The organism is Rhizorhapis sp. SPR117 (genome assembly GCF_021742065.1).
The window spans coordinates 17,773-30,610 of record NZ_JAKKIE010000045.1; the positions used below are offsets into that span (position 1 = coordinate 17,773).

General features: G+C 58.8%; 12 protein-coding genes and 1 riboswitch. Of the genes, 6 read left to right on the plus strand and 6 right to left on the minus strand.

Annotation, left to right across the window (positions count from 1 at the left end; translation table 11 throughout):
- Positions 1 to 183: 183 nt before the first annotated feature.
- The 3 genes from L3X40_RS15885 to L3X40_RS15895 are packed head-to-tail and all read right to left on the minus strand — an operon-like array spanning position 184 to position 2,686.
- On the minus strand, positions 184 to 288 hold the full coding sequence (locus tag L3X40_RS15885; RefSeq protein WP_237366456.1) for a DUF2474 family protein: 105 nt from the start codon (positions 286 to 288) through the stop codon (positions 184 to 186).
- Positions 288 to 1,286 carry a cytochrome d ubiquinol oxidase subunit II gene (gene cydB, locus L3X40_RS15890; RefSeq protein WP_237366457.1) on the minus strand — a complete coding sequence of 333 codons (999 nt, stop codon included), beginning with the start codon at positions 1,284 to 1,286 and terminating at the stop codon, positions 288 to 290. Before cydB ends, L3X40_RS15885 begins: the two co-directional genes overlap by 1 nt.
- Positions 1,286 to 2,686: a cytochrome ubiquinol oxidase subunit I gene (locus L3X40_RS15895; protein WP_237366458.1), complete on the minus strand. Its 1,401-nt coding sequence runs from the start codon at positions 2,684 to 2,686 to the stop codon at positions 1,286 to 1,288. The genes cydB and L3X40_RS15895 overlap by 1 nt, the downstream gene beginning before the upstream one ends.
- A 92-nt stretch (positions 2,687 to 2,778) precedes the next feature.
- Positions 2,779 to 2,957: riboswitch (yybP-ykoY riboswitch) on the plus strand.
- 12 nt (positions 2,958 to 2,969) lie between these two features.
- On the opposite strand from L3X40_RS15895, the gene L3X40_RS15900 reads away from it, so the two are divergent.
- Complete coding sequence (locus L3X40_RS15900; RefSeq protein ID WP_237366459.1) at positions 2,970 to 3,536, plus strand: TMEM165/GDT1 family protein; 567 nt, start codon at positions 2,970 to 2,972, stop codon at positions 3,534 to 3,536.
- A 125-nt stretch (positions 3,537 to 3,661) separates the two neighbouring features.
- On the opposite strand, the gene L3X40_RS15905 is transcribed toward L3X40_RS15900, so the two are convergent.
- The 3 genes from L3X40_RS15905 to L3X40_RS15915 form a co-directional block, all read right to left on the minus strand.
- On the minus strand, positions 3,662 to 4,960 hold the full coding sequence (locus L3X40_RS15905; RefSeq protein ID WP_237366460.1) for an MFS transporter: 1,299 nt from the start codon (positions 4,958 to 4,960) through the stop codon (positions 3,662 to 3,664).
- 179 nt (positions 4,961 to 5,139) lie between these two features.
- The gene (locus L3X40_RS15910) at positions 5,140 to 5,754 is read right to left on the minus strand and encodes a retropepsin-like aspartic protease family protein (RefSeq protein WP_237366461.1); all 615 of its coding nucleotides are present in this window, start codon (positions 5,752 to 5,754) and stop codon (positions 5,140 to 5,142) included.
- A 104-nt stretch (positions 5,755 to 5,858) separates the two neighbouring features.
- On the minus strand, positions 5,859 to 6,329 hold the full coding sequence (locus L3X40_RS15915) for an Lrp/AsnC family transcriptional regulator (protein WP_237366462.1): 471 nt from the start codon (positions 6,327 to 6,329) through the stop codon (positions 5,859 to 5,861).
- 94 nt (positions 6,330 to 6,423) lie between these two features.
- On the opposite strand from L3X40_RS15915, the gene phhA reads away from it, so the two are divergent.
- The 5 genes from phhA (at position 6,424) to L3X40_RS15940 (ending at position 12,306) form a co-directional block, all read left to right on the plus strand.
- Complete coding sequence (gene phhA, locus L3X40_RS15920; protein ID WP_237366463.1) at positions 6,424 to 7,311, plus strand: phenylalanine 4-monooxygenase; 888 nt, start codon at positions 6,424 to 6,426, stop codon at positions 7,309 to 7,311.
- On the plus strand, positions 7,308 to 8,366 hold the full coding sequence (hppD, locus tag L3X40_RS15925) for a 4-hydroxyphenylpyruvate dioxygenase (RefSeq protein ID WP_237366464.1): 1,059 nt from the start codon (positions 7,308 to 7,310) through the stop codon (positions 8,364 to 8,366). Before phhA ends, hppD begins: the two co-directional genes overlap by 4 nt.
- A gap of 81 nt (positions 8,367 to 8,447) precedes the next feature.
- The gene (gene hmgA, locus L3X40_RS15930) at positions 8,448 to 9,734 is read left to right on the plus strand and encodes a homogentisate 1,2-dioxygenase (RefSeq protein ID WP_237366467.1); all 1,287 of its coding nucleotides are present in this window, start codon (positions 8,448 to 8,450) and stop codon (positions 9,732 to 9,734) included.
- 7 nt (positions 9,735 to 9,741) lie between these two features.
- Positions 9,742 to 11,040: a fumarylacetoacetase gene (fahA, locus tag L3X40_RS15935; protein ID WP_237366465.1), complete on the plus strand. Its 1,299-nt coding sequence runs from the start codon at positions 9,742 to 9,744 to the stop codon at positions 11,038 to 11,040.
- Between the two features lie 84 nt (positions 11,041 to 11,124).
- Complete coding sequence (locus L3X40_RS15940; protein ID WP_237366466.1) at positions 11,125 to 12,306, plus strand: acetyl-CoA C-acyltransferase; 1,182 nt, start codon at positions 11,125 to 11,127, stop codon at positions 12,304 to 12,306.
- Positions 12,307 to 12,838: the final 532 nt, after the last annotated feature.

A 12,838-nucleotide genomic window follows, 5' to 3' on the forward strand; every position in this document is an offset into this window, starting at 1 on the left:
AGCCGCAGCCTCAACCCTCGGTGCTACAGAAGCGGCGAGGCATTCGGTGGTGCATGAATCAAGCTGCATCTGCTGCAGCAAAGTGGGCCATCTGGTCGTCATATGCTTTCACGAAGGCCACCCAAGCCTTGCTCATGGCTTATGCGGGCCTCTTCATCGGGCAGGTGCTCGTGGGTCAGCCATTCAGGTGAGCCAGTGGCGCAGCACCAGTGACAGCAGGCCCAAAGCGGTGACGCTGGCGGCCCAGATAGCTATGAACCAGCCAAGCCGTCTCAACTGCGCGCGCATCAGTGATAACCTTCGCTGCCCACCTTGCCACGGAACACCCAATAGGCCCAGGCGGTGTATGCGAGGATGACCGGCACCAGAACGGCGCTGCCGACCAGCATGAAGAGCTGGCTGCTATAGGGAGCCGCTGCCTCCCATATGGTCACGCGGGCGGGGATCACATAGGGCCAGATCGAAATGCCCAGACCGAGCAGGCATAACCCAAAGAGCGCCAGCGCCCAGAAGAAGGGCTGGACCTCTTTGCGTCTCGACAGGCTGCGATAGAAAAGCGCGGTCACGATGAGTGTTGCCAGCGGCACTTGCGCGGTTGCGAGGATACCGGGCCACGCAAGCCAGCGGCTCTGATAGCCGGCATCCAGCGTCAGCGTGGCAAGGCTGACGACGCCGATCACGATCAAAAGGGCAATGCCGAGGCGTCCGGCATAGGCCACGGCCTGCCGTTGCAAGCCGCCTTCCGTCTTCCAGTTGAGCCAGCAGGCGCCAAGCAAAGCATAACCCACCATCAGGCCAAAGCCGGTCAAGACGGAAAAGGGCGATAGCCATTCCCACCAGCCGCCGGCATAGGCGCGGCCTTCAATGCTGATCCCCTGAAGCAGCGCGCCGAGCGTCACGCCCTGTGCGAAAGTGGCGACGGTTGATCCGGCAGTGAACGCACGATCCCACCAGGCGCGATGTGCGGGATCTCTCCAGCGGAACTCGAAGGCGACGCCGCGCAGTACCAGACCCAGCAGCATTGCGATGAGCGGCGCATAGAGGGCGGGCAGGATGATCGCATAGGCCAGCGGAAAAGCCGCCAGCAGCCCTCCGCCACCCAGAACCAGCCAGGTTTCATTGCCGTCCCAAACCGGCGCGATGCTGTTCATGGCGGTATCGCGATCCTTGCCCACTTTGAACAACGGAAAGAGGATGCCAATGCCCAGGTCAAATCCATCCATCACGACGTAGGCGACGATCGCAAAGCCGATGATAGCGGCCCATATGACAGTAAGGTCTATCATTATGCACCTCCTTCGATTGCAGGAGCGGGAGTGATGCCGGCGGTCCGGATGGGCGACCCGTCCAGAGCCGATTCATGCGCTTCCGGTGGCTTCTTCATCAGATGCAACAGATACCAGATGCCCATGCCAAAGACGGTAAAATAGACGAGGACGAAGGCGAGGAGCGATGCTGCGACCGCTGGCGCGTCGAGCGGCGAGGCGCTGTCTACTGTGCGTAACAGACCATAGACGGTGAAGGGTTGGCGGCCCACTTCGGTCACCGTCCATCCCGCCAGCACAGCGATAAAGCCCGACGGCCCCAGCAGCAGGGCGGTGCGGTGCAGCCATGGCCAGTCATACAGCTTGCGCCGCGCCCGGGCAAACAGGCTCCACAGGCCAAGACCCATCATGGCAAAGCCAAGACCCACCATGATGCGAAAGGCCCAGAACACGATACCCACCGGGGGTTCGTCGGCATCAGGCACACTGTCCAGCCCCTTGAGCGGAGCGTTCAGGTCATGCTTGAGGATCAGCGAGGATGCCTTGGGAATGGCTATCGCAGCGTCGATCCGCTTGTTCGCGCTATCGGGGATGCCGAACAGGATCAGTGGCGCGCCGCGGGGGTGGCTATCATAATGACCCTCCATCGCCATCACCTTGACCGGTTGATATTCCAGTGTGTTGAGGCCATGCATGTCGCCGGCAAAGATCTGTAACGGCGCGACGATTGCGGCCATCCACATCGCCATGGAGAACATGGTTCGGGCGCCGGGATTGTTGCGGTCCTTGAGCAGGTGCCAGGCGCCCACGCCACCTACGGCGAAGGCCGTGGTCAGATAGGCGGCAAGGACCGTGTGGACGAGCCGATAGGGAAAGCTGGGGTTGAAGATGATGGCGAGCCAGCTCGGCCCCGGCAGGAACTGTCCGTTCGCGCCCATTTCATAGCCGGTGGGCGTCTGCATCCAGCTGTTGACCGAAAGGATCCAGAAGGCGGAAATGAAAGTGCCGATCGCCACGGCGCAAGTGGCCGTGAAATGCAGCTTGCGCCCAACCTTGTTGATGCCGAACAGCATCACGCCCAGAAAACCGGCCTCCAGAAAAAAGGCAGTCAGCACCTCATAGGCCATCAATGGTCCGATGACAGGCCCGGCCTTGTCGGAAAAAACCGACCAGTTGGTGCCGAACTGGTAGGACATGACGATACCGGAAACGACGCCCATGGCAAAAACGATGGCAAAAATCTTCAGCCAGTAGCGATAGAGATTGGCATAGACGCCCTTGCCGGTGGTGAGCCACAATCCTTCCAGGACCATGAGATAACTGGCCAGCCCGATGGAAAAGGCGGGGAAGAGGAAATGAAAACTGACAGTGAAGGCAAATTGCGCGCGGGCCAGAAGCAGGGCGTCAACAGCATCGAACATGGCAATGTCCTTTCACTGGCTCTGTAACAGGCAAACAAGTTGATACCAAAGGGCAAATTGCAAATTGCAAAATGCTGCCTGTCGTGTAGAGGGCAGTCGTTATCTGGGGAGTAGCCAGCCGCCGACAGGCGGGCCGCATGTCAACATACTTGGCCGAGAGGTCATGGCATGCAGGGGACGGGCCAACCGTTCAGGCGAGACCGATGACATTGCGTCACCGTCTGGTCGGGTGGGTTGGCGCGGTGTCGTTGTTGTCTTGATCGCCCGGCCCGGAGACTGACGAATGGATGCTTTCCTTACCTCCACCGCCGTGGTTGCACTTGCCGAGATCGGCGACAAGACCATGTTGCTGGCGATTGTACTTGCCACGCGCTTCCGTCGGCCCTTGCCGATCATATTCGGCATCCTCTTCGCCACCCTGGCCAACCATGCCTTTGCGGCCTTTGTCGGCAGTGCAGCCGCGGGCATTCTGCAAGGCGACTGGTTTCGCTATATCGTGGCTGCCAGCTTCATACTGATGGCAGGGTGGACGCTTGTGCCGGACAAGCTCGATGATGAAGAGCAAAAGCCAGCCCGCTTTGGTGCGTTCCTGACGACGCTCATCGCTTTCTTCCTTGTGGAGATGGGGGACAAGACCCAGCTCGCCACGATCGCGCTGGGTGCCCGATTTGAAAATGTCGCATTGGTCGCATCCGGAACGACCCTTGGCATGATGATCGCTAATGTGCCGGTCGTATTTTTCGGCAACGAGCTGGTTAAACGTGTCCCGCTCAAGATCGTCAGGATGATTGCGGCTTCGCTCTTTCTCCTGATTGGAGCTTGGCTGTTGATCGAAACGTGGGTGCATTAAGTCAGTTGCGCTTACTCAGAGTTGTCTGGATTTCCTCACGCCATTCATTGCTCTCGATATGGCGCAGCAACGAGACGTCGACTGGTTTACGCATGGCGCTGCCTTGCGCGTTACAGAGGTCCAGTTCATTGCCAGCTCAATGGCTTGGCGACCGCTTCAAGCGACCTGCGTTCTGCCGCAACTCCGAAGAGCTTTGTGACCAATGCAGCGAAGATCATGAGGGCTGCCCCGAGCAAATATCCGAGCAATACCTGATCCCGTGATCCGCTATCGATCAGCAGACCGAATACCCATGGCGCAACGGCGCCAAGCAGCGTCCCGAGCGCATAGAAAATGGCTATGGCCAAGGCACGCATTTCCAGTGGAAAGTTCTCCGCCGCCGTCAGATAGGCGGCGCTGGCCGCAGCCGAAGCGAAAAAGAAAGTCACGCTCCAGCAAAGCGTTTGCGTGGTCGCCGTCAGGATTTCAGCGTTGAACGCAAAGCCTGTCGCAGCCAGCAGCAGGCCCGACAGGGTGTAAGTGATCATGATCATGGGCCGACGCCCCCAACTATCGAACAACCTGCCGAGCAGCAACGGCCCAAGCACGTTCCCCACCGCGAAGGGAAGGATATAATATCCCACCCTGGCACTCGACACATTGTAGAAATCAGTGAGCATCATCGCATAGGTGAAGAAAATCGCGTTGTAGAAGAACGCCTGTGCGGCCATCAGGGTCAGGCAATAAAAGGTACGCTTGGGATAGACACGGAACAGGGTTGAGAAGACATCGGCTATTGGCGTCGCCCGCCGGGGACGGACATGCACTTCGCTTGGTTCGATGGGGTCGAGGCGATGTCCTTCGGCTTCGATCCGCTGCTCGATCCCCTCTATGATCCGCTCTGCCTCATCTGCCCTGCCGTGCGCCGCCAGCCAGCGCGGGCTTTCGGGAAGAAAATGGCGCAATTGCAGGATGACCAGCCCGATCGCCGCTCCGCCGAAAAATGCGATGCGCCAGCCATATTCGGGATCAACGATGCGCGGGTCGAGCAGAATGATCGAAATACCACTGGCCAATGCCGCGCCGATCCAGAAACTGCCGTTGATCACGAGATCGGTCCAGCCACGGCGGCGGGCGGGCACCAGCTCCTGGATTGCCGAATTGATCGCGGAATATTCTCCGCCGATACCTGCACCCGTCAGAAAACGCATCACGGCATAGCTCGGGAGATCCCAGCTGAATGCTGTCCCGGCCGTTGCCAAGAGATACAGCCCCAGCGTAATAGAAAAGAGACGTTTGCGACCCCAACGGTCGGTTAGCCAGCCGAAAAACAATGCGCCGGTGACAGCGCCGATCAAATATGCGGAGTTGGCGAAACCGACATCTGCGGCGCTGAACCGAAGCACGGGACTTTCTCGCAAGGCACCCGCCACTGAGCCGGCCATTGTGACTTCCAGACCATCGAGAATCCAGGTGATCCCGAGTGCAACGACAACCAGCCAATGGAAACGGCTCCACGGAAGCCGGTCCAGGCGGTGCGGGATCGCGCTGTGCAGTTTCCCAGCGATTGAAAGCTCCTTTCACATGCGATGCAGCGAAATACCCGCGAGATTAGTGGCTACCTTCAAGCTGTTTTGTCTGGCGGGACCATGATCAGAGTGCCTCCTTCGACGCGCCAGGACGCGAGTTGCGACAGAAAGTTCATGCCCAGGATATCGATAGAGCCCAGAGCTGGAGAAATTGCGACCTTGAGGCCATTCGCTTCAATGCCTCCAAGAGTGAGACGTTCTATGGTGCCGGTTTCTGCCGGAACAATACCGTTGGCGGTTCGCATCACGATCGGGACAAGACTGCTGTCGGGCTTCACGGAGGCGAGCCGTGCTGTCTGCTCAGATAAAGCGGTGACCGTTGCGCCGCTGTCTACCAGCATCCGCCGTTCAGTGCCGTTGATCTTCACCTGTGCCCAGAAATGGCCGTCCGGCGACATGCGGATACGAACCTCGTTTCCGGTCACCTCCTGCCCATCAAGGTCAAACTGTGCCATGAACCGCGCCAGGCCTGGGTCGAATGGGGCCTGCTGAAACAGGAGGAACAGGCAGAAGGCAAGCAGCGCAAAGGAAAACAGCGATCGCAGCACGCGACCGACATAGGGGATATTGAAGAGGACGATCAGCAGTAAGGCCGCGCCCACGGCATAGAGCGCAAGTTGCTGCCATTCGGGATTGGTGGTGATCGACATGATGGAAGTACAACCGCATAGAGCGACATTTGATCCAGCCGTCCGCCCGGTTCTTTGCGTGGTCCTGGCCTCAAGCACCGAGGGGCAGGTCCGGGAAGGGTTCGCTAGATGGGGAGGGCGGTTTCGTATTTCGTGACCGACAATGCGAAATGTGAGGCCGCGCCCGCGACCGATGGATGCTTGAGCAAGGTCCGCATCAGGAAATGCTCATAATCCGACACATCCGATGCCACGACGCGGATCTGATAATCCCATTCACCCGACATGCAGTAGCATTCCTGAATTTGCGGGTGAGAGCGCACAAATTCCTCAAATGCCTCGATGCTTTCGCTCGCGTGGCTGCGCATCCGTATGCTGCAGAGCACATTGACGCCGTAGCCGAGGCTTTCGGGGTTCGCGAGCCGGATGGGCTGCATCAGGACGCCCGCCGCTTCGAGCGCCTTGATCCTCCGCCAGCAGGATGGCCCGGTGCTGCCCACCTGTTCCGCAAGTTGGGCATTGGAAAGCGATGCATCGCGCTGAAGCGCCGCGACGATTCGGCGGTCGATATCATCCAGAACGACGGTTTTAGTCATAAAAATTATATATACTGAAATAACTCGTCACACAACCGCGCATTAGACAGGATTTTGAACAGTATGTTCGGCGTTTCTGTGAGAAAATCCGATCATGGTACATGCTGATCTGCAATATCCGGAAGGTGCAGCCGCCGACTGGACCATCTCGCAGGATTGGGATCGCTACAGCGCGGCTGACCATGCGATGTGGGATGCGTTGTTTGAGCGTCAGGCCAGAATGCTGCCGGACCGGGTCGTCCCTGAATTCATGGACGGACTCGATATGCTGCGCATGACGCGACCCGGCATCCCCAATTTCGATGAGCTGTCGGAACGTCTGATGAAGGCGACTGGCTGGCAGGTCGTCGCTGTGCCGGGGCTGGTGCCCGACGCGGTCTTTTTCGAACATCTCGCCAATCGCCGCTTTGTTGCCGGGCGCTTTATCCGCACCCCGAGCGAAATCGACTATCTGCAGGAGCCGGATATCTTTCACGATGTCTTTGGCCATGTGCCGCTGCTCGCCCATCCGGTGTTCGCAGACTATATGCAGGCCTATGGCGAGGGCGGGCTTCGCGCGGCGAGACTGGGCGCCATTGATTATCTCGCGCGGCTCTATTGGTACACCGTCGAATTCGGGCTGATCCGTCAGGGCGAAGGCCTGAAGCTTTATGGCGCGGGCATCGTATCCTCGTTCGGGGAGGCGGTGTTCGCGCTCGACGATCCCTCGCCCAACCGCATCGGTTTCGACCTCAAGCGCTTGATGCGGACGAAGTACCGGATTGACGATTATCAGCAGAATTACTTCGTCATCGACAGTTTCGAGGACCTGCTGCGGCAGACGGTGGAGACGGATTTCGGACCGATTTATGCCGAGCTGGAGCATCAGTCCGACATAGAGATCGACACGATTCTGCCCGAAGATGTCGTCTATTCGCGCGGAACACAGGCCTATGCACGCGCCCGCTCCGCATCTTCCACCGGCGAGGGGAGCTTCATATGACACGCCAAACGAATGCCGAAAACCCGCTGGGTCTCAATGGATTTGCGTTTGTTGAATTTACCGCGCCGGATCCGCAAGCCATGACGGACTTGTTGGAGGGCCTTGGCTTTACGGCAGCGGCGCATTCCAGCGATGGCGATATCACCCTGTTTCGTCAGGGGCGGGCCACGTTTCTGTTGAACGCCCGGAAGGACGGTCATGCCGCCGAGTTCCAGAGGATGCACGGTCCATCGGCCAGCGGCATGGGCTTTCGCGTCGCCAATGCACAGGCGGCGCTGGCGCACACATTGAAGAATGGCGCCAAGGCGGTCGATGCAAGGCATGGCGCACTGCCGGGAACGGCGGTTATCGAGGGAATTGGCGGTTCGTTGTTGTATCTGGTTGAGGGTGATCCCTTTGCGGAATGGGATGAAATCCCCGGATGGCAGAACATCGCCGCCGAAAACAGTGTTGGGCTCGATATGCTCGATCACCTTACACATAATGTGAAGCGCGGGCAGATGCGCGTCTGGTCGGAATTTTACGGCAAGCTTTTCGGATTTCGGGAACAGAAATATTTCGACATCAAGGGCAAGGCGACCGGATTGTTCAGTCAGGCGATGATCGCGCCTGACGGGGCGATCCGTATTCCGCTTAATGAAAGTCAGGACGACAAGAGCCAGATCGAGGAGTTTATCCAGGATTATAATGGTGAGGGCATCCAGCATATCGCGCTGACGACGAATGATATTTACGACACGGTCGAAAAGCTGCGCGCGCGCGGTGTGCGGTTGCAGGATACGATCGAAACCTATTACGATCTGGTCGATAAGCGCGTGCCCGGGCACGGCGAGGATTTGGAGCGGCTCCGCAAAAACCGCATCCTGATCGATGGCGATGTGAAGCAGGAAGGCATATTGCTACAGATATTCACGGAAAATATGGTGGGGCCGATTTTCTTCGAGATCATCCAGCGCAAAGGCAATGAAGGCTTTGGCAACGGCAATTTTCAGGCACTATATGAATCCATCGAGCTTGATCAGATCCGCCGGGGCGTAATCACGGTCGATGCATGAGGACGTGAGGCCATGACCGTCATTCCCGATCCCGAATGTTCTGCGCTGCCCGGGGCGATTGTCGCCAGAGAGGAAGCTGTACTGACAGGTTTTGGCAATCATTTTGCGACCGAAGCGGTGGCGGGTGCATTGCCGGTCGGCAGAAATTCGCCGCAGCATGCACCATATGGGCTCTATGCCGAGCAGCTATCGGGCACAGCCTTTACTGCGCCGCGATCCGAAAACCGGCGCAGTTGGTTGTACCGCATGCGCCCAAGTGCCGGTCATCCGCCCTTCGCGCTTTATGAGCGCAAGTGTCTTGTCCGTTCCGGCCCGTTCGATGAAGTGCCCGCAACACCCAATCGCCTGCGCTGGGACGCGCCGGGTTTTGGCGATGCACCTGTGGATTTTGTCGACGGCCTTGTGACCTATGCGGGCAATGGCGACGTGGCGGCGACCACTGGGTGTGCGATTCACCTCTATGCGGCGAACCAGTCGATGATCGACCGGGTCTATTGCTGCGCCGATGGCGAGTTGCTGATCGTGCCGCAAATGGGCAGTCTGCGGATCGTCACGGAGATGGGCGTGCTCACGGCCGCGCCGCTGCAGATCGCAATCGTGCCAAGGGGTGTACGCTTTCGGGTCGAGCTGTCCAATGGGCCGGCGCGCGGATATGTCTGCGAGAATTACGGCGCCCTGTTCCGCTTGCCCGAGCTGGGACCGATCGGATCGAATGGGCTGGCGAACCCGCGCGATTTTGAGGCGCCGGCCGCCGCTTTCGAGGATGTCGAGCGTCCCGTGGAGATCGTGTACAAGTTCATGGGACGGCTCTGGACGACGGTGCTCGATCATAGCCCGTTTGATGTCGTGGCGTGGCATGGCAACCTGACGCCAGCCCGGTACGACCTGAGGCGGTTCAACGCGATGAATACCGTAAGCTTCGATCATCCCGATCCGTCGATTTTCACGGTGCTGACCAGCCCGAGCGATATGCCGGGAACCGCGAATATCGATTTCGTGATATTCCCGCCGCGCTGGATGGTGGCAGAGGATACATTCCGGCCGCCCTGGTTCCATCGCAATGTGATGAGCGAATTCATGGGTCTGATCGAGGGCGTCTATGATGCGAAAGCGGATGGCTTCTTGCCCGGTGGGGCGAGCCTGCACAACCGCATGTCGGCTCATGGGCCGGATGTCGCGAGCTATGAGCAGGCGATCGCGACCGATTTGGCGCCGCACCGCATCGAGGACAGCATGGCGTTCATGTTCGAGAGCCGCCATGTTATTCATCCTACACGCTGGGCGATGGAAACGCCGTTGTTGCAGGGCGATTATGACGAATGCTGGACAGGCTTTGCCAAGGCGCGGCTGCCGGATATCGAAAGCTGAAGAATAGATGGCATATTGGACCACTGACGAAACGCACGACCCCGCTCGCACAAGCTGGGTCGAAAGCGCGCAGGGGCATCGCGATTTCCCGGTCCAGAATCTACCCTATGGCGTGTTCTCGCAGAATGCTGGAAACAGGCGCGTGGGCGTGGCGATTGGGGAGATGATCCTGGACCTGTCAGCATGTGCGCAGGACCAATTGCTGTCCGGGTGGGAAAGCATGTGTCTGGGGAATGACGTCAATGAGCTGTTGGCGCTGGGGGGTGGGGATCGCCGAAAGCTGCGCCATAGGATCAGTGCGCTGCTTTCGGACCCAGGGCATCGAGGGCAGGTTGAGAAGCATCTGGTGCCAGCTTCCAAATGCGCGATGCATCTGCCAGCGCGGATCGGCGATTATACGGATTTTTATGTCGGCATCCATCATGCTGCCAATGTCGGCAAGCTGTTTCGCCCCGATAATCCGTTGCTGCCCAATTATAAGTATGTGCCCGTCGGTTATCATGGACGCGCATCGTCGATACGCGTTTCGGGTGTGCCTGTGGTTCGTCCACGCGGCCAATGCAAGATGCCTGACGCGGCGGAACCGATAGTAGCACCTACAGGCCGACTGGATTACGAAGTGGAGTTGGGCGTCTGGATCGGGCCGGGAAATGCGCTCGGTACGAATATTCCCATTGGAGAAGCAGCGGATCACATCGCGGGTTTTTGCCTGCTCAACGACTGGTCCGCACGCGATTTTCAGACGTGGGAATATCAGCCGCTCGGACCATTTCTGGCAAAAAATTTCCATTCGACCATTTCGCCATGGGTGGTGACGAGCGAGGCGCTGGCGCCATTTCGGATCGCGCAGCCGCCGCGCCCGGAAGGCGATCCGCAGCCGCTCGCCTATCTCGCCGACAACGACGATCAAGCGCACGGTGCTCTTGCTATCACGCTGGAGGCGGCGCTCTCCACCGCGAGCATGCGGGAAGCGGGCATGGAGGCGGTTCGGCTCAGTCGCGCAGCTGCGAGCAATATGTACTGGACCGTCAATCAGGTCTTGGCGCACCATGCATCGAATGGATGCAATCTGTCTTCGGGCGATCTGTTGGGTACCGGTACTATCTCTGCCCCGGTGAAAGATGGTTATGGCAGTCTGCTGGAACTGACCAACGGTGGTAAGGAACCGATCATTATGCCCAGTGGAGAAAGTCGGACGTTTCTGGAAGATGGCGACGAAGTTTCCCTGCGCGCAGTCGCAGCGGCGCCGGGATTCGTTCCTATCGGCTTTGGCGAATGTCGCGCGGTCGTGATGCCGTCGCCATGACGAAACGGATTGCATCTGCTAGTACATAGCGCATAGCCGATCGCCCGATCGCTTTTAAAAGTTGCTCCCGCCAAGGAAAATGCCATGTCTGATTCCATCATCATCTCCTCTTATGCGCGTACCCCCATGGGTGGTTTTCAGGGCGCCCTATCCGGGGTTACGTCGGTCCAGCTTGGCGCAGTCGCTGTGAAAGCCGCCGTGGAGCGTTCCGGCGCCGATGCGTCTGCCATTGATCGCATCTATATGGGTTGCGTCCTCTCTGCCGGTCTGGGCCAGGCGCCCGCGCGTCAGGCGGCGTTGGGCGCTGGTCTGCCGCAATCGGTTGAGGCGACGACGGTAAACAAAATGTGCGGTTCGGGTATGCAGGCGACGATCATGGCGGCGGAGGCACTGGCCGCGGGGAGTGCCGATATCATCATCGCAGGCGGCATGGAAAGCATGACCAATGCTCCCTACGCGCTGCCCAAGCACCGTTCCGGTGCGCGCATCGGCCATGATCGTGTCATCGACACGATGATGATGGATGGACTGGAAGACGCGTATGATGTGGGCAAGCCGATGGGCGCTTTTGCCGAGGACACCGCGCGCGATTATCAATTTACCCGCGCCGAGATGGATGCCTATGCCATTGAAAGCCTGAATCGTGCCCGCAACGCCATCAGCAGCGGTGCATTCAAGGAAGAGGTTGTACCAGTCACCGTGCCAGGGCGCGGCGGTGATAGTGTTATTGTCGAAGACGAACAGCCCGGCAACGCAAAGCCAGAGAAGATTCCCGGCCTCAGGCCGGCTTTCGCAAAAGACGGGGCAATCACTGCCGCGAGTTCGGCCTCTATTTCCGATGGTGCGGCGGCTCTGGTCATAACCCGCGCCAGCATTGTGGAACAATTTGGCCTGAGGCAGGAAGCGCGCATCGTTGCGACGGCCGCGCATGCCCATGCGCCCGCCTTGTTCACCACGGCACCTGTTTTTGCGATCCGCAAGGCGCTCGATAAAGCGGGCTGGTCAGTGGAGGATGTGGATCTGTTCGAAGTGAACGAAGCTTTCGCCGCCGTAGCGATGATTGCCATGCGCGATCTGGCCATTCCCCATGCGAAGGTTAATGTGAACGGCGGCGCAACGGCGCTTGGTCATCCGATAGGGGCCAGCGGCGCGCGCATCATTGCCACGCTGATTGCCGCATTGAAAGCTTCTGGCAAGACACGCGGCATTGCCGCCCTGTGCATCGGCGGTGGTGAAGCAACGGCCATCGCGCTTGAAATCGTATAACTTGGGCCAAGCCGGGTCGGTCAATTGCCGAGTATTTGTGTTCGGGATAACGATACCATCGCTATCCTTGTAAAAATCCTCAGCTCGGGACCAAGTGAAATGACCACTAACCCATTGAAAAATGGTGCTGCCGGTGAGGATTGAACTCACGACCTCAGCCTTACCAAGGATCAACTTATCCATCTGGCCGAGTCTCTCTAGGTATGATGACACCTAGAAAACATTAGCTTTTCTGCGAATTATAGTTAGGATGAGGTCTCGGCGGGTCTCTCCCAGTCTCGCCGCAGCGCGGGCTCCCCGTTTCCCTGGGGCTACCCCGGAACGGTCTGGAGACGATAATGGCGACAGTGTTGCAAAGCAACGACGAGGCGCGAGTCGAGCATAGCTCCGCGCGCGAGAGGTTGACTGATAAGCGGCTGGAGAAGCTGACTGCTCCGCCCGGGCAACGGCTAGTCTGTTGATTGTCGCTGAGAAGTGACCCGGTATTTTCATCGAGAAGTGACCCGGCTGGTTTATGTCCCGCGTTGCGGGC

Excerpts from the sequence above, each read along its gene's own strand:
- L3X40_RS15885 (WP_237366456.1), bottom strand. The coding sequence starts at position 288 with ATGCGCGCGCAGTTGAGACGGCTTGGCTGGTTCATAGCTATCTGGGCC.
- cydB (WP_237366457.1), bottom strand. The coding sequence starts at position 1,286 with ATGATAGACCTTACTGTCATATGGGCCGCTATCATCGGCTTTGCGATC.
- L3X40_RS15895 (WP_237366458.1), bottom strand. The coding sequence starts at position 2,686 with ATGTTCGATGCTGTTGACGCCCTGCTTCTGGCCCGCGCGCAATTTGCC.
- L3X40_RS15900 (WP_237366459.1), top strand. The coding sequence starts at position 2,970 with ATGGATGCTTTCCTTACCTCCACCGCCGTGGTTGCACTTGCCGAGATC.
- L3X40_RS15905 (WP_237366460.1), bottom strand. The coding sequence starts at position 4,960 with ATGGCCGGCTCAGTGGCGGGTGCCTTGCGAGAAAGTCCCGTGCTTCGG.
- L3X40_RS15910 (WP_237366461.1), bottom strand. The coding sequence starts at position 5,754 with ATGTCGATCACCACCAATCCCGAATGGCAGCAACTTGCGCTCTATGCC.
- L3X40_RS15915 (WP_237366462.1), bottom strand. The coding sequence starts at position 6,329 with ATGACTAAAACCGTCGTTCTGGATGATATCGACCGCCGAATCGTCGCG.
- phhA (WP_237366463.1), top strand. The coding sequence starts at position 6,424 with ATGGTACATGCTGATCTGCAATATCCGGAAGGTGCAGCCGCCGACTGG.
- hppD (WP_237366464.1), top strand. The coding sequence starts at position 7,308 with ATGACACGCCAAACGAATGCCGAAAACCCGCTGGGTCTCAATGGATTT.
- fahA (WP_237366465.1), top strand. The coding sequence starts at position 9,742 with ATGGCATATTGGACCACTGACGAAACGCACGACCCCGCTCGCACAAGC.
- L3X40_RS15940 (WP_237366466.1), top strand. The coding sequence starts at position 11,125 with ATGTCTGATTCCATCATCATCTCCTCTTATGCGCGTACCCCCATGGGT.